Origin of the sequence: Micromonospora sp. NPDC049051 (assembly GCF_043197575.1) — a bacterium.
Classification (GTDB): domain Bacteria; phylum Actinomycetota; class Actinomycetes; order Mycobacteriales; family Micromonosporaceae; genus Micromonospora.
Map to the genome: position 1 here is coordinate 975,055 of NZ_JBICTL010000002.1, position 21,021 is coordinate 996,075.

At 74.6% G+C, this 21,021-nt stretch carries 21 protein-coding genes; 5 read left to right on the plus strand and 16 right to left on the minus strand.

Annotated features, from left to right (window positions below; genetic code table 11):
* Positions 1-573 (plus strand): hypothetical protein (locus tag ACGFIR_RS11590; RefSeq protein WP_393144574.1); only part of this gene is annotated, 573 nt, incomplete at its 5' end.
* A gap of 236 nt (positions 574-809) precedes the next feature.
* Positions 810-1,331 carry a DinB family protein gene (locus tag ACGFIR_RS11595; RefSeq protein WP_393144576.1) on the plus strand — a complete coding sequence of 174 codons (522 nt, stop codon included), beginning with the start codon at positions 810-812 and terminating at the stop codon, positions 1,329-1,331.
* A 29-nt stretch (positions 1,332-1,360) separates the two neighbouring features.
* On the opposite strand, the gene ACGFIR_RS11600 is transcribed toward ACGFIR_RS11595, so the two are convergent.
* The 3 genes from ACGFIR_RS11600 to ACGFIR_RS11610 form a co-directional block, all read right to left on the minus strand.
* Complete coding sequence (locus tag ACGFIR_RS11600; protein WP_393004422.1) at positions 1,361-1,981, minus strand: HAD-IA family hydrolase; 621 nt, start codon at positions 1,979-1,981, stop codon at positions 1,361-1,363.
* Entirely contained in the window at positions 1,981-5,592 is a 3,612-nt protein-coding gene (gene smc, locus ACGFIR_RS11605; RefSeq protein WP_393004424.1) for a chromosome segregation protein SMC, read from the minus strand. The genes ACGFIR_RS11600 and smc overlap by 1 nt, the downstream gene beginning before the upstream one ends.
* Before the next feature lie 278 nt (positions 5,593-5,870).
* Positions 5,871-6,065, minus strand: coding sequence for a hypothetical protein (locus ACGFIR_RS11610; protein WP_091096806.1), 195 nt, complete (start codon positions 6,063-6,065; stop codon positions 5,871-5,873).
* Positions 6,066-6,440: 375 nt separating this feature from the next.
* Here ACGFIR_RS11610 and ACGFIR_RS11615 point away from each other — a divergent pair, with 375 nt between their 5' ends.
* Together ACGFIR_RS11615 and ACGFIR_RS11620 are read left to right on the plus strand one after the other, a co-directional pair.
* A complete protein-coding gene (locus tag ACGFIR_RS11615; RefSeq protein WP_393004426.1) occupies positions 6,441-7,592 on the plus strand; it encodes a CAP domain-containing protein in 1,152 nt (383 codons plus the stop codon).
* Between the two features lie 105 nt (positions 7,593-7,697).
* A complete protein-coding gene (locus ACGFIR_RS11620; RefSeq protein WP_393004428.1) occupies positions 7,698-8,528 on the plus strand; it encodes an endo alpha-1,4 polygalactosaminidase in 831 nt (276 codons plus the stop codon).
* 41 nt (positions 8,529-8,569) lie between these two features.
* On the opposite strand, the gene mutM is transcribed toward ACGFIR_RS11620, so the two are convergent.
* From mutM to ACGFIR_RS11675, 11 genes are all read right to left on the minus strand, one after another.
* Positions 8,570-9,427, minus strand: a complete 858-nt coding sequence (gene mutM / locus ACGFIR_RS11625) for a bifunctional DNA-formamidopyrimidine glycosylase/DNA-(apurinic or apyrimidinic site) lyase (RefSeq protein WP_393004430.1) — start codon at positions 9,425-9,427, stop codon at positions 8,570-8,572.
* Positions 9,420-10,214, minus strand: a complete 795-nt coding sequence (gene rnc / locus ACGFIR_RS11630) for a ribonuclease III (protein WP_393004432.1) — start codon at positions 10,212-10,214, stop codon at positions 9,420-9,422. The genes mutM and rnc overlap by 8 nt, the downstream gene beginning before the upstream one ends.
* Complete coding sequence (locus ACGFIR_RS11635) at positions 10,211-11,206, minus strand: phosphate acyltransferase PlsX (RefSeq protein ID WP_393004434.1); 996 nt, start codon at positions 11,204-11,206, stop codon at positions 10,211-10,213. The genes rnc and ACGFIR_RS11635 overlap by 4 nt, the downstream gene beginning before the upstream one ends.
* 114 nt (positions 11,207-11,320) lie before the next feature.
* Complete coding sequence (gene rpmF, locus ACGFIR_RS11640) at positions 11,321-11,494, minus strand: 50S ribosomal protein L32 (RefSeq protein ID WP_018786309.1); 174 nt, start codon at positions 11,492-11,494, stop codon at positions 11,321-11,323.
* A gap of 5 nt (positions 11,495-11,499) precedes the next feature.
* Entirely contained in the window at positions 11,500-12,063 is a 564-nt protein-coding gene (locus ACGFIR_RS11645; protein ID WP_393004436.1) for a YceD family protein, read from the minus strand.
* A 109-nt stretch (positions 12,064-12,172) separates the two neighbouring features.
* Positions 12,173-12,670: a hypothetical protein gene (locus ACGFIR_RS11650; RefSeq protein WP_393004438.1), complete on the minus strand. Its 498-nt coding sequence runs from the start codon at positions 12,668-12,670 to the stop codon at positions 12,173-12,175.
* 244 nt (positions 12,671-12,914) lie between these two features.
* Positions 12,915-13,403: a pantetheine-phosphate adenylyltransferase gene (gene coaD, locus ACGFIR_RS11655; protein WP_393004440.1), complete on the minus strand. Its 489-nt coding sequence runs from the start codon at positions 13,401-13,403 to the stop codon at positions 12,915-12,917.
* Positions 13,400-13,963: a 16S rRNA (guanine(966)-N(2))-methyltransferase RsmD gene (gene rsmD, locus ACGFIR_RS11660; protein WP_393004442.1), complete on the minus strand. Its 564-nt coding sequence runs from the start codon at positions 13,961-13,963 to the stop codon at positions 13,400-13,402. The genes coaD and rsmD overlap by 4 nt, the downstream gene beginning before the upstream one ends.
* A gap of 187 nt (positions 13,964-14,150) precedes the next feature.
* A complete protein-coding gene (locus ACGFIR_RS11665; RefSeq protein ID WP_393004444.1) occupies positions 14,151-15,092 on the minus strand; it encodes a serine hydrolase domain-containing protein in 942 nt (313 codons plus the stop codon).
* A 15-nt stretch (positions 15,093-15,107) separates the two neighbouring features.
* Positions 15,108-17,309: an ATP-dependent DNA helicase RecG gene (gene recG / locus ACGFIR_RS11670; RefSeq protein ID WP_393004446.1), complete on the minus strand. Its 2,202-nt coding sequence runs from the start codon at positions 17,307-17,309 to the stop codon at positions 15,108-15,110.
* The gene (locus tag ACGFIR_RS11675; protein ID WP_393004448.1) at positions 17,306-18,916 is read right to left on the minus strand and encodes a DAK2 domain-containing protein; all 1,611 of its coding nucleotides are present in this window, start codon (positions 18,914-18,916) and stop codon (positions 17,306-17,308) included. Before ACGFIR_RS11675 ends, recG begins: the two co-directional genes overlap by 4 nt.
* Positions 18,917-19,106: 190 nt before the next feature.
* Between ACGFIR_RS11675 and rpmB the strand changes: the two genes are divergently transcribed.
* Positions 19,107-19,298, plus strand: a complete 192-nt coding sequence (gene rpmB, locus ACGFIR_RS11680) for a 50S ribosomal protein L28 (protein ID WP_011905179.1) — start codon at positions 19,107-19,109, stop codon at positions 19,296-19,298.
* A gap of 246 nt (positions 19,299-19,544) precedes the next feature.
* Here the strand turns inward: rpmB and ACGFIR_RS11685 are convergent, their stop codons facing one another.
* On the minus strand, positions 19,545-20,012 hold the full coding sequence (locus ACGFIR_RS11685; protein WP_393004450.1) for a GNAT family N-acetyltransferase: 468 nt from the start codon (positions 20,010-20,012) through the stop codon (positions 19,545-19,547).
* Between the two features lie 29 nt (positions 20,013-20,041).
* Positions 20,042-20,980: a thiamine-phosphate kinase gene (locus tag ACGFIR_RS11690; protein WP_393004453.1), complete on the minus strand. Its 939-nt coding sequence runs from the start codon at positions 20,978-20,980 to the stop codon at positions 20,042-20,044.
* Positions 20,981-21,021: the final 41 nt, after the last annotated feature.

The following is a 21,021-nucleotide window of genomic DNA, read 5'->3' on the forward strand; positions in this document are numbered from 1 at the left end:
CCCATCACCGGCTACAACACCACCGCCCCCGCCGCCGGCAAGGACGTCGCCATCACCGGCATGCCCGACGGCTCCGCCCAGATGCTCATGATCGGCGCCGACAACGGCGTCTACCACCGGATCCGCCACCCCAACCGCACCTGGGACCCGCTCCAGCCGCTGCCCGGCGCGGGCACGCCCACCACGGCCGCCGGCAGCCGCGTCAGCATCGCCGGCATGCCCGACGGCTCCGCCCAGGTCCTCATCGTCGGCGCCAACGGAGGCATCTACCACCAGATCCGCAACCCCAACGGCACCTGGACCGGATTCCAGCCCATCACCGGCTACAACACCACCGCCCCCGCCGCCGGCAAGGACGTCGCCATCACCGGCATGCCCGACGGCTCCGCCCAGATGCTCATGATCGGCATCGACAACGGCGTCTACCACAAGATCCGCCACCCCAACCGCACCTGGGACCCGCTCCAGCCGCTGCCCGGCGCGGGCACGCCCACCACGGCCGCCGGCAGCAACGTCAGCATCGCCGGCATGCCCGACGGCTCCGCCCAGGTGACCATCGTCGGCCGAGGTTGACGAGGCACCCACGACCCGAGGGCTGACGCCGCACCCGGGCCGCTCCACCTGTCCACCAGGAGCGACTGCGGGAGATCACCGTCGAGCAGTCGGAGTACGGCCGCGCCGACCGTACTCCGACGCGCCGGTCCGCCGTCGCCCCGTCCGCTCGGCTCCGGCCCACGGAGGCGCTGGTCGTCCCGCCGCCCTGACAATCCGGTCGCGGACCGTCAGGGGTTCCCGCCAGGATGACCGGCATGACCTGGCGAGCACCGGAGATCACCCGGACCCCCGAGCCCTACGTCGGCGACGAGCGCACCATGCTGGAGGGCTGGCTGGACTACCACCGGCAGACCCTGCTGCTCAAGTGCGCCGGGCTGACCGCCGAACAACTGAAGACGCCGAGCGTCGAGCCCTCGGGGCTCACCCTGCTCGGCCTGGTCCGGCACCTGACCGAGGTGGAGGCCTGGTGGTTCCGGGAGAACTTCGCCGGCCAGCGGGTCGACTACCCCTACTTCACGCCCGACAATCCGGACGCCGACCACGACGTCAGCGCCGCCGACGCCGAGGCCGACCTCGCCACCTTCCACCAGCAGATCGCGCTGGCCCGCGACGCCGCCGCCGGCCGGTCGCTGGACGAGACCTTCACCGAGGTCGGCCCGAAGCGCCGCACGTTCAACCTGCGCTGGGTCTACGTGCACATGATCGAGGAGTACGCCCGGCACAACGGCCACGCCGACCTGATCCGCGAACGCATCGACGGCGTCACGGGCGAGTAGCCCGCGCCGGGGCGGGCCGGATCAGCCGGTCAGTACGCCAGGGCCGCCCGCGCGTACCGCAGGTCGGCCGGGCCGCTCCAGCGCAGCGCCGACAGCCCGGCCACCCGGGCGCCCCGGATCGCCCAGTCCTCGTCGTCGACGAAGAGCACCCGGCCCGGCGGGGTCTCCAGGGCCGCGCAGGCCGCCTGGAAGTACTCCTTCGCCGGCTTGTTCACCCCGATCCTGGACGAGTTGACCACCACGTCGAACTCGTCAGTCAGGTCGAGCGCGGCGAGGTCGGCGTCGAGCAGGTCGGTGGCGTTCGTGCCGAGCCCGACGCGGATGCCACCGGCCCGCGCCTCGCGGATGAAGGCGAGCACCTCGGCGTCCACCTCGCCCCGGTAACGCTGCCACTGCTCCACGGCCGCCCGGGCCCGCTCGGGGCCGCCCACCGAGTCGGCCAGCGCGTCGGCCACGCTGGTGATCCAGTCGGCGTGGCTGACCCGCCCGGTCAGCACCGGCTGGAGCCGCCCCCACTGCATGGCGATCTCGGTGAGTACGCCCTCGGACAGGCCGTACTCCCGCTCCACCCCGGCGGCGACCGCCGGGTCCCAGCGGCGCAGGACGCCGTCGAAGTCCACCAGGAGCGCCGTCGCCCGTTCCCGACCCACTACTCGTTCTCCTCGCCGCGGCCGTGCCGCTCGTCTCCGTCGGCCCGGTTGAGCCGTTGGCTGATCACCTGGGTCACCCCGTTGCGCATGGTCACGCCGTACAGGGCGTCGGCGACCTCCATCGTGCGCTTCTGGTGCGTGATGACGATGAGCTGGCTCTTCTCCCGCAACTGGGCCAGCAGCGTGATCAGCCGGCCGAGGTTGACGTCGTCGAGCGCCGCCTCCACCTCGTCCATGATGTAGAACGGGCTGGGCCGGGCCCGGAAGATGGCCACCAGCATCGCCACCGCCGTCAAGGAACGCTCGCCACCCGAGAGCAGCGACAGCCGCTTGATCTTCTTGCCCGGCGGGCGGGCCTCGACCTCGACGCCGGTGGTGAGCAGGTCGTCGGGGTCGGTGAGCACCAGCCGTCCCTCGCCGCCGGGAAAGAGCACGGTGAAGACCTGCTGGAACTCCCGGGCGGTGTCGGCGAACGCGCTGGCGAAGACCTCCAGGATCCGCTCGTCGACGTCCTTGACCACGGTGAGCAGGTCGCGCCGGGTGGCCTTGAGGTCCTCCAGCTGCTCGGAGAGGAACTTGTAGCGCTCCTCCAGCGCCGCGAACTCCTCCAGGGCCAGCGGGTTCACCTTGCCGAGCAGGGCCAGCTCCCGTTCCGCCTTGGCCGCCCGCTTCTCCTGCACCGGCCGCTCGTAGCGCACCGGCTCGGGCACCGGCAGGCCGTCGCGTTCGGCCGCCGCCACGTCGGCCTGGGTGGGCGGGACGGGCTGGGTCGGGCCGTACTCGGCGACGAGACTCTCCACGTCCAACCCGAAGTCCTCGGCGGCCTTCGCCTCCAGCTGCTCGATGCGCAGCCGCTGCTCGGCGCGGGCCACCTCGTCGCGGTGCACCTGGCTGGTCAGCCGCTCCAGCTCCGCGCCGAGCCGCTTGGCGGCGCCGCGTACCTCCTGGAGCTCGGCCTCGCGGGCGGCCCGTTCGCGCGCCACGGCGTCGCGGTGCTCCTCGGCCATGGCGATGGAGGTGGCCAGCCGGGTGAGCGCCTCCCGGGCCCCGCCCACCACGGCCCGGGCGATCCCCGCGCCCCGGGTGCGCGCCGCCCGCCGCGCCGCCGCGCGTTCCCGCGCGGCCCGCTCGGCGGTGGCCTGCCGGCGCAGCGAGTCCGCGCGGCCGGAGATCGAGGAGACCCGCTCCTCGGCGGTACGCACCGCGAGCCGGACCTCCATCTCGTTCTGCCGCGCCTGGGGCACCATGGCGGCGAGCTGGTCGCGTTCCTCGGTGGAGGGTTCCGCGTCGACGGGGGTCTCCTCGGCCAGCCGCAGCCGCTCCTCCAGCTCGGCCAGGGCGAGCAGGTCCCGCTCCCGGGCCGCCTCCGCGCGCGCCCGGGACTCGCCGAGCCGGTCGGTCTCCGCCTTCGCGGAGCGGGCCGCCGCGCCCAGCTCGGCCAGCCGGCGGGCGGCGGCGTTGCGGTGGCTCTCCGCCTCCCGCTTGGCGGCGGCGGCGTGCTGCACGGTCTCCTTGGCGGCGGCCACCTCGGCGCGGGCGTCCACGAGCTGCTCGCGCAGCTCCGCGCCGGTGCCCTCGGCGGCGAGCCGGTTCGACCGGGCCTCCTCGACGGCGGCCTGCACCTCGATGAAGCTGGGCGCCTTGGCCGATCCGCCGGCCGCCGCGTACGCGCCGACCACGTCCCCGTCCGGGGTGACCGCGCGCAGCTCGGGATTGCCGGCGACCACCTCGGCCGCCGCGGCGAGGTCGTCGACCAGCACCACGTCGCGCAGCGCCCGGTGCACCGCCGGGCGGATCTGCGGGGAGCACTCCACCAGGTCGGGCGCCCAGCGCGCGTTGTCGGGCAGCTTCGGCCGCAGCGCGTCGGCGGGGCCGTCCATGCCCGGGCCGGCGGGGCTGCCGACCAGCAGGCCGGCGCGGCCGGCGTCGGAGATCTTCAGCAGCCGCATGGCCTCGACGGCCTCGTCGACGCCGCTGACCGCCACCGCGTCGGCGAGCCCGCCGAGCGCGGCGGCGAGCGCGGCCTCCTGCCCGGGGGCGACCGTGAGCATCCCGGCGAGGCTGCCCAGCAGGCCCGGCACCTCGTCGGCGCGGGCCAGCAGCGCGCCCGCGCCGTCCTTGCGACGCAGGCCGAGGGCGAGCGCCTCCTCCCGGGCCTTCCAGGTGGCGGCGTCCTTCTCCGCCGCGCGCTCGGCGTCGGTCAGCGACCGTACGGTGGCCTGCGCCCGTTCCTGGGCGGCGACCGCCTCGGCGTGCCGGGCGTCGAGGTCGGCGTTGTCCCGGTCGGCCTCGGTCGACTGCTCGGCCACCGCGTCGAGCTCGGCCTGCGCCTGCTCGGCCCGGGCCAGCGCGTCGGCGTGCGCGGCGGCGAGCCGTTCGATCTCCTCACCGGCGCTGGTGGTACGGGCCCGGGCGGAGTTGACCTGGCCGGTCAGCCGGGCCAGCCCCTCCCGGCGGTCGGCGATCGCCTTGGCCGCGGCGACCAGCTCGCGCTCGGCGGCGGCGAGCTGCCGTTCCAGCTCCTGGCGGTGCTCGACGGCCTCGGCCAGCCGGATCTGGTCGTCGGTGAGCGCGGCCCGCAGGTCCTCCTCCTGCTCGCGGATCCGCTCGGCCTCGGCCTCCAACTGGTCGGGGTCGCGGCCGGGGCGCTCGTCATCGGGTGTGGCGCTGAGGTGCCGGAGCCGCTCCCGGGCGAGCTGCTCGATGGAGCGGAACCGCTCGGAGAGGGCGGAAAGCTTGTACCAGGTGTCCTGGGCGGCGGCCAGCAGCGGCGCGTCCTCGGCGAGGGCCGCCTCCAGCTCGGCCAGCCGCGCCTGCACCTCGGTGTGCTCGGCCTCGACCTGCTCGCGCCGCTCGCGCACCGCCGTCTCGTCGGCGATCTCCCGGTCCAGGGTGGCGCGCAGGGTGGCCAGGTCGTCGGCGAGCAGCCGCAGCCGGGCGTCGCGCAGGTTGGCCTGGATGGCGGCGGCGCGGCGGGCCACCTCCGCCTGCCGACCCAGCGGCTTGAGCTGGCGGCGCAGCTCGGCGGTGAGGTCGGTGAGCCGGTTGAGGTTCGTCTGCATCGCGTCGAGCTTCCGCAGCGCCTTCTCCTTGCGCTTGCGGTGCTTGAGGACGCCGGCCGCCTCCTCGATGAAGGAGCGGCGGTCCTCGGGCTTGGCGTGCAGCATGCCGTCGAGCCGCCCCTGGCCGACGATGATGTGCATCTCCCGGCCGATGCCCGAGTCCGACAGCAGTTCCTGGATGTCGAGCAGCCGGCAGGAGTCGCCGTTGATCTCGTACTCGCTCTCGCCGGAGCGGAACATCCGGCGGGTGATCGACACCTCGGTGTACTCGATCGGCAGCGCGCCGTCGGTGTTGTCGATCGTGAGGGTCACCTCGGCCCTGCCCAGCGGGGCGCGCCCGGCGGTGCCGGCGAAGATGACGTCCTCCATCTTGCCGCCGCGCAGCGCCTTGGCGCCCTGCTCGCCGAGCACCCAGGCGATGGCGTCGACGACGTTGGACTTGCCGGAGCCGTTGGGGCCAACCACGCAGGTGATCCCCGGCTCCAGCTTCAGCGTCGTCGCGGAGGCGAAGGACTTGAAGCCCTTCACCGTCAGGCTCTTGAGATGCACCTTCTCGATCCTCGTCCGGTGGCCGCCGTACCGTCGCCGGCTGCGCGGACCTGGGTTGACCCGCAGACTAACCCGGGACCGGGAGGCGCCGGGCACGCGACCCGCCTGGCGACCGCCGGGCGCTCACGACAGAGGGGTCGTTCGGTGCGGGACGTCGGCGGAATAGCGCAAGATCATTGATTCACGTCGCGACAAGGGGCCCGGACAGAGTTGCGCGCCGGCACAGAAGTGTCGGCGCGCTTTTTCGCGTGGTGCGATTCAGTTTTGCGATCTGGAGATCAGGTCAGCGCGGGCTCGGCCAGACGGAGCAGATCGTCCGCCTCCGCCGCAGCCGCCGCGAGCCGATCGTTCTCGGCACGCAGCCGCGTGATCTCGAACTCCAGAGCCCGAACCGTGGCACGCAGTCGGGTGACCTCGTCGAGCAGGCGCCGATCGGGCGCCGCGCCTACGTGGCCGTACAGGGCCTTAGCCATGTTGACTCCTTGATATGCGCTGCCGGAAGGGCCGGCCAACGCGCGCCCAAATGTGTACGCGGCTGTCATCCCAGACGATTCTGGGCATGACCGGGCGCGACTGGCGACACCTACATATTGAGCCGGCACCCCCTCCTTCGTCAAGTTCTCGCAGGCCGTAGATCATTTCCACGTCGACCTGACCACTTGCCGAGGGGGCTGCCACAAGGCGCGGACACACTCTGTCCGGACACCCTGACTCTACGCCTCGGATCCCGGGAAGTCCCCACCGTGCCGCCCGGCATCCCCTTAACTCTTCCTTAGCCGCGTTGCCGCTGTTCGCGCCCGCCACGTAGCGTCACCCCGGCCCGCAAGCAACCCCCTGGAGGCACAGGCGTGTACGGCTGGACCGATCCGAACGACCCGGACGGCGCCGCCCGGCGCCGCGAGCAGCCGCTGAGTGAGGAGCCGGCCTGGCTCACCGACCGTCCGGAGCCGAGGTCGGCCTACCTGTTCGGGGACGACCCGCAGCAGCCCGCCGACGAGTGGCACCGCGACCGGCCGACCGCACGCTGGCAGCCCGAACCGACCGACGCCCCGCGCTGGCAGCCCGGGTCCGACGACGCCCGGACCGCACACTGGCAGGCCGCGCCGACCGACGCCCCGGCCGGGCGCTGGCAGCCCGAGCGCGACGACGCCCGCACCGGACACCGGCGGCCCGAGCCGATGGACGCCCCGACCGCTCCCGTCGACCTCGCCGCGCTCCGGGCGAAGCAGACCGTCGCCGACGGCCGCCACCGCCCGCGCCGCCGGTTCCCCCGCCGGCTGCTGATCGGTGGCGCCGCCGCGGCCGCGACGCTGGTGGTGAGCCTCGGGGTCGGCGCGGTCGCGCTGACCGGCGGCGACCCGGCGACCGAGCCGACCGCCGTCGACGACACGGTCGCCGCCGCCCCGGTGCTGCCGGACGTCGAGTCGACACCCGACGCGCTGGCCCCGCCCACCCCGAGCACCACGCCGACCACCGCCAGGCCCAGCCCGTCGGCCACGAAGACCACCAGGCCGGCGCCGGCACCGTCGCGTACCACCGCGCCCTCGCGGGGCAACGCCGAGCGGAGCACCGCGCCGACCAGCGGCGGCACGAAGACCCCGGTCGGCAGCAGCGGGGCCGGCAGCCAGGCCAGCCAGGTGGTCGACCTGGTCAACGCCGAACGCGCCAAGGCCGGTTGCGCCGCGGTGAGCATCGACGACAAGCTGATGACCGCCGCCCAGCGGCACAGCCAGGACCAGGCCGACCACCAGAAGATGTCGCACACGGGCAGCGACGGCAGCAACGTCGGGACCCGGCTGGACCGGGTCGGCTACTCCTGGCGTACCTACGGCGAGAACGTCGCCTGGAACCAGAAGACGCCGGCCGCCGTCATGACCGCCTGGATGAACAGCTCCGGGCACCGGGCCAACATCCTGAACTGCGCCTTCACCGAGATCGGCGTCGGCGTGGCCAGCAGCAACGGGCCGTACTGGACGCAGGTCTTCGCCGCGCCGCGCTGAACGCGAGTCGTGGCCGGGTCCGCGCTCGTTTGACCGGATGAGGTACGCCGACGCGGCGTACCCGCTCCGGGCGGCACACCGCCGCCCGCGACCCGGGAGCTGCCGATGCGGATCCGGCCGCGTACGCGCGCCGTGGCGCGGGCCCTGCCCGCCTGCGTCGCGCTCGCGCTGCTGAGCGTGCTGGGCGCCTGTCGCGTGAACCTCACCCCGCCGGGCGCCCCGACGAGCTGGCCGGCGGCGTCGGCGGGCCGGTGGCAGTGGCAGTGGCAGCTCAGCGGCGTACTGGACCCGACCGTCGCCGCCGACGTCTTCCTGCTCGATCCGGTCGCCACCACCGCCGCGCAGACCGCCGAGCTGCGTTCCCGGGACCGCCGGCTGGTCTGCCAGGTGCACGTCGGCTCCGTCCTGCCGGGCGACCCCGACGCGGACCGCTTCCCGGCCGCCGTACGGGGTGCCGCGTCCCGCCGCCCGCAGAGCCGATGGCTCGACGTACGGCAGTGGGACGCGCTGCGCCCGGTGCTGGCCGACCGGTTCCGGCTCTGCCGGGGCAAGGGCTTCGGGGCGGTCGCGCTGGCCGACGCCGACGCGTACGCGCGCCGCTCCGGCTTCCCGCTCGGCTTCGACGACCAGCTGCGGTTCAACCGCCGGCTCGCCGAGCTGGCCCGCTCGCTGAGCCTCTCCCCCGGCCTGATCAACGACCTGGAGCAGGTGGCCGCCCTGGCCCCGGACTTCGACTTCGCCGTCAACGAGGAGTGCGTACGGCTCGACCAGTGTGACCGGTTACTGCCGTTCGTCGAGGCGGGCAAGCCGGTGTTCCACGTGGAGTACACCGGCTCGACGACGGACTTCTGCGTCACCACGGTGGGCTACGGCCTCTCCTCGATCCGCAAGCAACGCGAGCTGGACGCGTGGCGGATCCCCTGCCAGGTGCCCTGACCGCCGGCACCGCCCAGCGCAGCCGGGGACGCCGGTCGGGGTCACCCCCGAAGTGCCGCCCGGGGGCGGGGCTGACAGCGCGGGCAGCTGTACGACGAACGGTTCATGAACGACTCGCGACGGATGGGCGCGGCGCAGCGGGCGCACGGCAGCCCCTCCCGCCCGTAGGCGTTCAGCGCCCGGTCGAAGTAGCCGCTCTCGCCGTTGACGTTGACGTAGAGGGCGTCGAAGCTGGTGCCGCCGGCCGTGATCGCCTCGGCCAGGACGTCCCGGACGTGGCCCAGCAGCCGCAGCGCGGCCGGGCCGGTCAACGCGTCGGTGGGACGGGCGCCGTGCAGCTTCGCCCGCCACAGCGCCTCGTCGGCGTAGATGTTGCCCACGCCGGAGATCAGCGTCTGGTCCAGCAGGGCCCGCTTGACCTCGGTACGCCGTCGGCGCAGCGCGGCGGCGAACGCCACGTCGGAGAACTGCGGGTCCATCGGGTCCCGGGCGATGTGCGCGATCTCCGCCGGCAGCTCCGCGCCCCCGGCGGAGACGGACAGGCCGCCGAACGTGCGCTGGTCGACGAAACGCAGCTCGGGACCGCCGTCGGTGAACCGGAACCGCACCCGCAGGTGCGTCTCGTCGGGGGCGGCGGCCGGCTGCACCAGCAGCTGACCCGACATGCCCAGGTGCCCGATCACGGCGTCGCCGCTGTCCAGCGGCAGCCACAGGTACTTGCCGCGGCGGCGCACGTCCAGCACCGTCCGGCCGGCCAGCACGTCGGCGAAGTGCCCGCCACCGGGCGTGTGCCGGCGTACCGCGCGGGGGTGGCGCACCTCGACGGTGGAGATCCGCCGGTCGGTGACCCACCGGGCCAGCCCCTGCCGGACCGTCTCGACCTCGGGCAGCTCAGGCACGACCCAGGCCCGCCTCGGCGGCCTCCACCGTCGGGTCCTCGGCCACCGGGCCCTCCGGCCCGACCGGCTCCCGCTCCGCCTGCTCGGTGAGCGTCCGCCAGGCCGCCTCGGCGGCCCGCTGCTCGGCCTCCTTCTTGCTGCGCCCGTCGGCCCCGCCGTAGCGGTTGCCGGCGACCACCACCCAGGCGGTGAACGTCTTGAGGTGGTCCGGCCCGGTGCCCTCGATGCGGTACTCGGGGACGCCGAGCCCGAGCGCCGCCGTCAGCTCCTGGAGGCTGGTCTTCCAGTCCAGGGCCGCGCCCCGGCCGGCCGACTCGGCCATCAGCGGGTCGAACAGCCGGTGGATGACGATGGCCGCGGTGTCCAGCCCGTACTGGAGGTAGATCGCGCCGAGCAGCGCCTCCAGGGTGTCGGCGAGGATGCTCGCCTTGTCCCGGCCGCCGGTGGTCTCCTCCCCCTTGCCGAGCAGCAGGTAGGCGCCGAGCCCGTCCGGGCCGAGGCCCCGGGCCACGTCGGCGAGGGCGCGCATGTTGACCACGCTGGCCCGCAGCTTGGCCAGCTGCCCCTCGGGCAGGTCTGGGTGGTTGTGGAAGAGCGCGGTGGTGATCACCACGCCGAGCACCGAGTCGCCCAGGAACTCCAACCGCTCGTTGGTGGGCAGGCCGCCGTTCTCGTACGCGTACGAGCGGTGGGTCAGCGCGCGCTCGAGCAGTTCCGGATCCAGGCTGACGCCGAACGCGGCTTCCAGGTGACCGACGGACGCCCGCCGCCGCTTGTCGTTGCTCATGATGTCGGTACCTCGGTGTCGATGGTGCGATCGGTGCTGTCCTCGCGGTCGTCCGCCTCGGCGCCGTCGAGCAGCGCGCGGACCTGGTCGGTGGCGCGCCGCCGCCAGAGCTGGGCGGCCAGCGCGATGCCCTCGGCGACGTCCTCGCCCCGGGCGGCGCCGTGGCAGACGACAACCGTCCCGGCGACCCCGAGCAGGGCCGCCGCGCGGGGGGCGCCGCCGCCGGACGGGGGCCCGCCGGCCATCGCGTACGCGCCCTCGATCGCCTTGAGCAGCACGTTACCGGTGAACCCGTCGGTGACCACCACATCGGCGCGCGCGCCGAGGGAGACGTCGTAGCCCTCGACGAGGCCGACGTAGCGGCCGTCGCAGGGCAGCGACGCGGCGGCGAGGACGGGATCGGCGACCCGGCGGGCGCGGTCGCCCTTGCCGGCCTCGGTGCCCACCGACAGCAGCCCCACCCGGGGCGCGGCGACGGCGTGGGCCACGGCCGCGTAGGCGGCGCCGAGCATGGCGTGGCGGGCCAGGGTGGCCGGGCGCGGCTCCAGCGAGCCCCCGACGTCCAGCAGGACCACCGGGCCGGCGACGGCGGGGAGGGTGGCCACCAGCGCGGGACGGCGTACGTCCGGCCAGCGGCCGAGGCCGAGCGCGACGGCGGTGACGGTGGCGCCGGTCGAGCCGGCGGAGACGAACGCGTCGGCCACGCCGTCACGGACGGCGTGCACGGCGGCGCGGACGGTGCTGTCGGCGCGGGCGGCCACGGGGTGGTCGGCCATGCCGACGGCGGTACGGACGGGCCGTACGGTGACCCGGGCGCGCTGCGCGGGGTCGAGGGCACGGATCACCAGGCCGGCGGCCTCGGTCGGGCCGACGAGCAGCAGGTGCAGGTCGGGGTCGGCGTGCACGGCCCGCAGAGCGCCGTCAACCACGACGGCGGGAGCGTCGTCCCCGCCGAGGAGGTCAACGGCGATCCGCGCGGTGCCCGACTCCACCGCTACGCCGGCCGGAGCAGACCGGCCGGCGTCGGAGGGAGCCGGGACACCGGGCGAGTGCCTTGGTGCGCGCGCCGCCCGACCAGGGGTCGGGGGTGTCACTCGGCGTCCAGGTCAGACCTCGAGGACCTGGCGGCCGTTGTAGGTGCCGCAGACGGAGCAGGCGGCGTGCGGCAGCTTCGCCGACTTGCACTGGGGGCAGGCCACGGTCGCGACCACGGTCGCCTTCCAGTTCGCCCGGCGGGCGCGGGTGTTGCTGCGCGACATCTTGCGCTTGGGGACGGCCACGGTTCCTACTCCTCTTTACGGTTCAGTTGCGACAGGCCCGCCCAACGCGGGTCGATCTGCTCGTGACTGTGGTCGGCCGGCAGATCGTCCCAGTGCACCCCGCAGTCGGGGCACAGGCCTGGGCAGTCCTCCCGGCAGAGCGGGTTGGTCGGCAGTGTGAGTACCACCGCGTCCCGCAGCGCCGGCTCCAGGTCGATCAGATCGCCCTGCATCCGGCCCACCTCGTCCTCGTCGGTCGTGGTGTCCGTGGTGCTGTTCTCGTACGCGTACAGCTCCTGGATCCGCACGGCCAGCGAGTCGTCGATCTCGCGTAGGCAGCGACCGCACTCGCCTCGGACGGGACCGCTGACGGTTCCCGAGACGAGCACGCCCTCGGACACCGACTCCAACCTCAGGTCGAGGTCGAGGTCCGCGCCCTCCGGCACGCTGATCATCTCTCCGCCGAGGTCCGCCGGTGCCCGCGCCACCCGCTTTTCCGTACGCATCGCACCAGGCCGGCGCGGCAGCTCCCTCGTGTCGAGGACCAGCGGCGACCTGGGGTCGAGTGTCGGTTGCGTGTGCTTGGGCATAGTCAGACTCCGGCCGGTGAGAGGCCGACAAAAGAGGTTACCTGGACGACCGCCGGACCGTCGAACCGGGGGCGACGCCCGCCCCGTGTGCCGGCTGGTGAGGTGCCGCTCAGAAGGGTAGCGGGCGTTCCGCCTCCTCCCCACCGAAGGTGCCGATCTCCCGCAGCGCGTGCATCTTGTCCCGGCCCCGCTCTATCGACGCCAGCGCCCGGGTGAGGAACTGCTCGAAGTTGGCCAGCGCGGTGTCGACGTAGTCGTCGACCTCCTCGCGCAGGCGCTGCGCCTCGGCGCGGGCCTCCGCGATGATCCGCGCGCCCTCGTGCTCGGCGGAGACCGTGATCTCGTTCACCGAGACCAGCCGGGCGTGTTCCGCCTCACCCTCGCTGATGATCCGGTCGGCCTCGCGCTTGCCGGCCTCCATGATCTTGTCCCGTTCCTCCAGCAGCGCGGCGGCCCGGCGCAGGTCGGCGGGGAGTTCGGCGCGCAGGTCGTCGAGGGCCGCGATGAACTCGCCCCGGTCGACCATGCAGTTGTTGCGCGACATCGGGACGGAGCGGGCCTGCTCCACCATGGCGATCAGTTCGTCGATGCGATCGAGCGGGTCCACCGGTACCTCACTCCTGTCGTTCGTCGGGCCGACCTACATGATGCGGGCTACGGCCGGTTTCCCGCTCCACACATCATGTCGCGCCCCGACCACACCGCGCCGCTCACCCCGGCCCGGCGCGTCGCGGTGGCACGCGCGGCCACCCCGCCGGAGACGCTCCGGCGGGGTGGGTGGCACGGGCGTACCCGCGGGGACGCCCAGCCGCGAGGCGGCCAGGCTACTCAGCGCGAGGCGGCCGGGCGGCTCAGCCGCGAGACGGCGGAACGAGGCGGGCCCGCAACTCCTCGCGGACCCGGTCGGGCACGTGGGCCGAGATGTCCCCGCCCCACTTCGCCACGTCCTTGATCAGGCTGGAGGAGAGGAACGAGTAGAGCGGGTTGGTCGGCATGAACAGGGTCTCGACGCCGGCCAGGCCGATGTTCATCTGCGCCATCTGCAGCTCGTAGTCGAAGTCGCTGACCGCCCGCAGGCCCTTGATCAGCACACTCGCCTGCTGCGCCCGGCAGAAGTCGACCAGCAGTCCCTGGAACGACTCGACCCGGACGTTGTCGTAGGAGGCGGTCACCTCGCGGAGCATGTCGATCCGCTCCTCGACGGTGAACAGGCCGCTCTTCGACTGGTTGACCAGCACGCCCACGATCACCTCGTCGAACAGCCGGCTCGCCCGGCCGACGATGTCGAGGTGTCCGTTGGTGACCGGGTCGAACGAGCCGGGACACACCGCACGTCTCATGATCGGCGACCGTACCAAAGGGTCGTCTCGCCGTATCGACGGCTGCGCTCGGCGGTGACGCCCTGCACCCATCCGACCGGGCCGGTGCGGCTGGAGCGCTCCACCACCACCAGGGCGTCCGGGGCCAGCCAACCGCCGTCGACCAGCGCGGCGAGCATCGCGGTGATCTCCGCGTCGGGCACCGTGTAGGGCGGGTCGGCGAAGACCACGTCGTACGGGTCGCCGTCCGGGCCGGCCGTCAGCACCGTGGACACCTTGCCGGTGACCAGCCGGACGGCCGGGCCGACGCGCAGTGTCGCCACGTTCTCCCGGATCACCCGGGCCGCCCGGGCGTCGGACTCCACCAGCAGCACGTGCGCGGCGCCCCGGGAGAGCGCCTCCAGGCCGACCGCGCCGGAGCCGGCGTAGAGGTCGGCGAAGCGTACGCCGGTGAGGTCGAGCTCGGCCTGCACGGCGCTGAACAGCGCCTCGCGGACCCGGTCCGACGTCGGCCGGGTGCCCGCGCCCGGCGGCGCCGCGATCCGCCGCCCACCAAGGGTTCCGGCCACGATCCGGGTCACCGTCGCTCCCTGCGCATGCCCCGACGCTACGCGACGGTCCGGCCGGTGTACGAAGCACCCGAGACGACGGGCGGATCCGCCACGACCTGTCGGCCCCGCCGGCCCACACCGGGCCCGCGACGATGCCGGGACCGGTGCCGGGGGCTCGACGATCGCCGTCCGCCACCCGGCCGGCGTCCGCACCCGGTCAACGCACCTCGGCGGGGCCGAGCACCGACGTGATCGTGACCGGGTCGACCTCGGCCTGGTTGGTCAGCAGCACGAGCCGCTGGTCCGAGTCGGGCAGCCAGGCTGCGAACGCCTTGTAGCCGCCGTTGTCCCCCGAGTGGTGCAGCGCCCGTCTGCCGGCCAGCGGGCCGACAAAGAACCCGTAGCCGTACGCCTCCCCGGGCCGGCCGGTGGGCGCGTGCGGGGCGGTCATCGCCGTCACCGAGGCCGGGGCGAGCAGCCGGCCCCGGCGCGGCACGTCGAGCCAGGTGAGCAGGTCCGTCCCGGTGCACCAGACGTCACCCGCGCCCATGCTCACGGTCGCCAGGTCCCAGGACGGCACCGGACGGCCGCCCTCGTGCCCGACCGCCACGTCCGGCCGGCCATCGCCCGCACCGGCGAAGCTGCCCGTCATGCCCAGCGGCGCGAAGACCTCCTCGGCGAGGAACTCGGCGTACGGCTGGTCGGCCGCGCGCTCGACGGCCCGGGCCAACAGCACGTAGCCGGGACTGCTGTAGTGCCACCCGGCACCGGGCCGGAACAGCGGCGGCACCGCGGCGAACAAGCCGAGCAGGTCGTCCGGCTCGACCGGGTCGACGAGATCGACCGCCGGGTACTCCGCCCAGTGACCCAGGCCCGAGGTGTGGGTGAGCAGGTGGTGCAGGGTGATGCCGGACCATTCCGGCGGCGGGCCGGGCAGCCAGCGCACGACCGGATCGGACAGGCTCAGCGCACCCCGCTCGGCGAGCAACGACACCGCCGCGGCGGCCATCTGCTTGCTGATCGAGGCGATCTGGAACCGGGTCCCGGGAGCGCAGCGGATGCCGGTGCTCCGATCGACCACCCCGGTGACCTGTTCCGTCAGGATCTCGTCGCCCCGGGCCAGCAGGAGCACGCCACTGTCGATTGAGGATGTGGACATCCGTCGAAGCCTAGATCAGCCCTTCTCCAGGTATTCGGCGCGTTCCTCGTCGACCAGGGCGGCCACCGACGCCGCCAGCGCCGGGTGCCGGGAAAGCTCCGGGTCCGCCTCGACCAGGGCGATCGCCTCGGCCCGGGCGTCGCGGATCAGGTCGGCGTCGCGCAGCAGCGAGAGCAGCCGCAGGTGCGAACGCCGCCCCGACTGGGTGGCGCCCAGCACGTCGCCCTCCCGGCGCTGTTCGAGGTCCAGCTCGGCGAGCTTGAACCCGTCGGTGGTGGAGGCCACCGCGTCGAGGCGCTCCCGTGCGGGCGTGCCCTCCAGCGCCTCGGTGACGAGCAGGCAGAGCCCGGGGGCGCTGCCCCGGCCGACCCGGCCGCGCAGCTGGTGCAGCTGGGAGACGCCGAACCGGTCGGCGTCGAGCACGATCATCACGGTCGCGTTCGGCACGTTGACGCCCACCTCGACGACGGTCGTGGCGACCAGCACGTCGAGGTCGCCGGCGGCGAAGGAGCGCATCACCGCGTCCTTCTCGTCGGCCGGCAGCCGGCCGTGCAGCACGCCGATCCGCAGGCCGTGCAGCGGCCCCTCGGCGAGCAGCGGCGCCACCTCGGTGACCGCCATCGGCGGCCGGCGCCCGTTGTCGTCCTCCGGCGGCGGCTCCTCCTCGCCCGCCGGCCCCTCCCCGATGCGGGGACAGACGACGTACGCCTGGTGTCCGGCGGCCACCTCCTCGCGCACCCGGCGCCAGGCCCGGTCGAGGAAGGCCGGCTTCTCGGCGGCCGGGACGACGTGCGAGGCGATCGGCGAGCGGCCCTGCGGCAGTTGGGAGAGCGTGGAGGTCTCCAGGTCGCCGTAGACGGTCATCGCCACCGTGCGCGGGATCGGGGTGGCCGTCATCACCAGCACGTGCGGCGGCTGCTCGGCCTTGGCGCGCAGCGCGTCGCGCTGCTCCACGCCGAAGCGGTGCTGCTCGTCGACCACCACCAGGCCGAGGTCGGCGAAGTCGACGCCCTCGTAGAGCAGGGCGTGGGTGCCGAGCACGATGCCGGCGGCGCCGCTGGCGACCTCGGCCAGCGCGCGTCGGCGGGCCGCCGCGCCCAGCGAGCCGGTGACCAACTCGACCCGGGTGGCGTCGTCGGCCGCGCCCAGCTCGCCGGCCCGCCCGAGCGGCCCGAGCAGGTCGAGGATGCCCCGGTGGTGCTGCGCGGCGAGCACCTCGGTCGGGGCCAGCAGCGCGGCCTGCCCGCCCGCGTCGACCACCTGGAGCATCGCGCGCAGCGCGACCACGGTCTTGCCGGAGCCGACCTCGCCCTGCAACAGCCGGTGCATCGGGTGGGCCGTGGCCAGGTCCGCCGCGATCTCCACCCCGACGTCGTGCTGGCCGGGCGTCAGCTCGTAGGGCAGCCGGGCGTCGAAGGCGTCGAGCAGGCCGCCGGCCCTCGGCGGGCGCGGCCGGGCCGGCCAGGCGGCGGCCCGGTGCTTGCGCTGCACCAGGGTGAGCTGCACGGCGAACGCCTCGTCCCACTTGAGCCGGTGCCGCGCCCGGTAGAGCGCCTCCTTGCTCGACGGCCGGTGGATCTCGCGCAGCGCGGTGCCGATCCCGCCCAGGTTGCGGGTGGCCCGCAGGGTGCCCGGCAGCGGATCCTCCGGCGCGGTGAAGGTGTCCAGCACCACCCGGACGCAGCGGGCGATCACCCAGGTGGGCACCGCCGCGGCGGCCGGATAGACCGGGATCAGCGCGCCGGCGAACTCCTCGACCTCCTCGTTGGCCGCCGCCTCGCCCTCGCCGCCCTCCCCGAGCAGGACGTACTCCGGGCCGTTGAGCTGCCGCCTGCCCCGGAACTCGGTGACCTTTCCGGCGAACAGCCCCCACCGGCCGGGGCGCAGCTCGCGTTCCCGCCAGGCCTGGTTGCCGAAGAAGGTCAGGGTCAGGGTGCCGCCCGAGCCGTCGCCGACCGTCACCTCCAGCAGGTTGCCCCGGCGCTGGCGCATCGGGCGTACGGCGGTGCGCTGCACCTGGGCGAGCACGGTGGCCTGCTCGCCGACATCGAGCGAGCGGATGTCGGTGTGCTCGCCGCGCTCGTCGTAGCGGCGCGGGAAGTGGTAGATCAGATCGCCCACGGTGTGCAGGTCGAGGTGCCCGGCGAGGGCCTTCGCGGTCTTCTCGCCGACCAGCTTCTTCAGCGGAGTGTCCATCGTGGACGGCTCGGACGTCATTCGACCCCCACCAGGAGCGGGTAGTGCGGCTGCCCACCCGGGTACGCCTGCACCTCGACGAACGGCCAGCGCCGCTCGACGTGCGCGCGGACCGCGTCGGCCAGCCCCTCGGGGGCGTCCGCCCCGGAGAGCAGCGTCACCAGCTCGCCGCCGCCGCCGAGCATCCGGTCGACCACGGCGGCGCAGGTGTCGGTCAGGTCGGACCCGATCAGGTGCACCTCCCCCTCGACCAGCGCCAGCACGTCGCCCGGACGGCAGGGGCCGGCGACGGTCAGCGCCTCGCGGCGGGCGTAGCAGACCTCGGCGTAGCGGCAGGCCCCGGCGGCCTCGGCCATCGCGATGACGTCGTCGGCGAAGCGCCGCCCCGGGTCACGCACCGCGAGGGCGGCCAGCGCCTGCACCGGCGAGCGGGTCGGCACCACGCTGACCTCGACACCGAGCCCGTGCGCCTCCCGGGCGGCGGCGTTCGCCACCGCCTGCGTGTCGGGGTCGTTGGGCAGCACCACCACGCGGGCCGCCCCGGTGGCGCGGATCGCGTCGAGCAGCTCGCCGGTCGACGGGTTGCCGGGCACCACCGTCGCGCCCTCGCCGGCGAACAGCCCCGCGATGCCCGCGCCGGCGGCCACCACCACGGCGGCCCGGCCGTCCGCGACCACGGGGGGCGACGCCGGGGTGACCTGGTCGGCGAAGCGGGTCACCGAGATGCGGTGCGGCCGGCCGGCCACCACGCCCGCCTCGATCGCCGCGCCCACGTCGTTGACGTGCACGTGCACGTTCCAGGTGCCCGTACCGGCGTTGCCGTCGCCGACGACCACCAGCGAGTCGCCCAGGGCGCTCAGCTCGGCGCGCAGCCGGGCCACCTCCTGCGGCCCGGCGTCCAGCAGGTACTGCACCTCGTACGCGTACTCCTCGGAACCGGTTTCGCGGACGGCGGCGGCCGGCGGCCGGGCCGGGTCCGGCGCGGGCCGCTCCGGGCTCTCGCCGGTCACGACCTCGACCAGGGCGTCGAGCAGCAGGCACAGGCCCCGGCCTCCGGCGTCCACCACGCCGGCACGGGCCAGCGCCGGAAGCTGCTCGGGCGTGCGCGCCAACGCGCGCGCCGCCTCGCCCGCCGCCGCCCGGGCGACCACGCACAGGTCGTCGCTGTCGGCGTGTTCGGCGGCGTGCGCCGCCGCGGCGACGACGCTGAGCAGCGTGCCCTCGACCGGGCGGGCGACCGCGGCGTAGGCCGCGGTGGTGCTGTCGCGCAGGGCGGCGGCCAGCTCGCGCCCCCGTACGGCGGGCGCGGCGGCCACGGCGTCGGCGAAGCCGCGCAGGATCTGCGACAGGATCACCCCCGAGTTGCCCCGCGCGCCCAGCAGGGCGCCCCGGGCCATGAGCCGCAGCGCGTGCCCGTGCGCGGTGGGTCCGTCCTCCGGGAGGGTGCCGAGGTCCATCGCGAGCGCCTGCTGGGCGGAGGTGAGCGTGAGCACCATGTTGGTGCCGGTGTCGCCGTCCGGCACCGGGTAGACGTTCAGGTCGTCGATCTCGCCCTGGTGACGCTTGAGCGCCTCCAGCCCGCCCGCGCACCAACGGCGCACCGCGGCGGCGTCGAGGGTGTCCAGCACGGCGAGAAGCCTACTGGCGCGCACCGACACCCGCCGGTGTCGCCGGCACCCGCACGGCGTGTCCGGCCGGCCGCCAGCACCGCCCTCCGGGGCCGGTTGGTCGGTGCCTGGACCATCGGGTAACCTGGCCAGGTTGCCCGGGCTGCGCCTGGCGGCGACCTCATGAACGTTTCAATCCCAGGAGTATCCCGTGGCTAGCGTGTGCGACGTCTGTGGCAAGGGACCGGGCTTCGGCCACAACGTGTCCCACTCGCACCGGCGGACCAACCGCCGCTGGAACCCGAACATCCAGTCGGTGCGTACCCCGGCCGGTGGCGGCAACACCAAGAAGTTGAAGGTCTGCACCTCCTGCATCAAGGCTGGCAAGGTCACCCGCGCCTGACGCGGTAGGCCCCACCCTCCACAACTCGTCATTGCCGGCGGGCCGTCACGGCCCGCCGGCTCTGTCGCGTCCGCCGACCGACGCCTCGGCGTCCCGGCGACGGGCGAGCGGTCGCCGGATCGCGGCCTCCCGACGACGGGTCGGAGCCGGGTCGCGGCGCCCGGCGACCGGTCGGAGCCGGCACGCGCCTGCCGCCGTACGCTGGTCGAGCGGGCCCGGTGACGGGTCAGAGCGCCCGGAGAGCCGTCAGAGCGTCCGGGCGAAGGAGATGCAGCCGGGGGCGTCGCGGTAGTAGCCGAAGTTGGGGATCCGCTCGTAGCCGGCCGCCGTGTACATGGCGATGGCCTCGGGCTGCTTGTCGCCGCACTCCAGGACGATCCGCTTGCGCCCGTGCTCCCGCGCGGAGCGCTCCACCGCCGCCAGCACCGCCCGGGCCACGCCCCGGCCCCGGGCCTCCGGTGCGGTGTACATCCGCTTCAGCTCGGCGGTGTCGCCCTCGTCACCGTGGCTGCGCCAGCCGCCGCAGCCGACCGGCTCGCCGCCGAGGTGGGCGACGAGGAAGGCCCCGGCGGGCGGCTCGAACTCGCCCGGGTCGACCGGGGTGTCGTCGCCGCTGCCGCCGTAGCGGGCGCCGAGTTCGGCCATTGCGGCGCGGATCAGCCGCTGCGCCACCGGCGAGCCGAAGCGCTCGGCCCGAATCTCGATCTGACTCACGAAGTAAAGGGTACGACGACGATCACGCCTTACCGGAAGTGGTCCCAGCCGCCGGGTCCGTCGTACGGCTCCCCGTCGACGGTGACGCCCGAGCCCTCCGTGACACGCCCGATGGGCCGCCAGTCGGGCGGCAGCGCCACCGCCGACGGGAAGGTCGCGGCCAGCGCGTGGTCCTCGCCACCGGCGAGGAGCCAGGTGTACGGGTCGACGCCGAGCGCCTGGGCGGCGTCGCGCATCTGCCGGGGCACCTCGAAGGCGTCCCGGCGCACGTCCACGGCGACCCCGCTGGCCCTCGCCACGTGCCCGACGTCGGCGAGCAGCCCGTCCGAGACGTCGATCATGGAGGTGGCGCCGAGCCGGGCGGCGTGCGGCCCCGCCGGATAGGGCACCTCGGGCCGCCGGTACGCCTCCACCAGCAGCCGGGGCGTGCGGAAGCCCCGGGAGAGCACGGTCAGCCCGGCCGCCGCGTACCCGGTGCGCCCGGCCAGGGCCAGCACGTCCCCCGGCCGCGCGCCGGAGCGCGTCACCGGGGGCCGGCCGCCGAGGTCGCCCAGCGCGGTGACCGCGATCGTCAGCGTTGGGCTAGCCGACATGTCCCCGCCCACCACGCTCGCGCCGACCTTCGCCGCCTCGGCGGCCAGCCCGTCGGCGAGTTCCTCGGCCCACCCCGGGTCCAGCTCCGGCGGCATGCAGAGCGCGACGAGCAGCGCGGTGGGCTGCGCCCCCATGGCCGCGATGTCGGCCAGGTTGGCCGCCGCCGCCCGGTGGCCGACGTCACCCGCGCCGGACCAGTCCCGCCGGAAGTGCCGCCCCTCCACCAGCACGTCGGTCGAGGCCACGACCCGGGTGTCGGGGGCGGCCACCACCGCCGCGTCGTCCCCGGGACCGAGCAGCACGGTCGATCCGTACGACAACCGGGCGGTCACCCGGTCGATCAGGCCGAACTCGCCGATCCCCGCGACACTCATGCCGGTCCTCCGCCGCGCTCGCTCACCGCTTCTCCTCGACC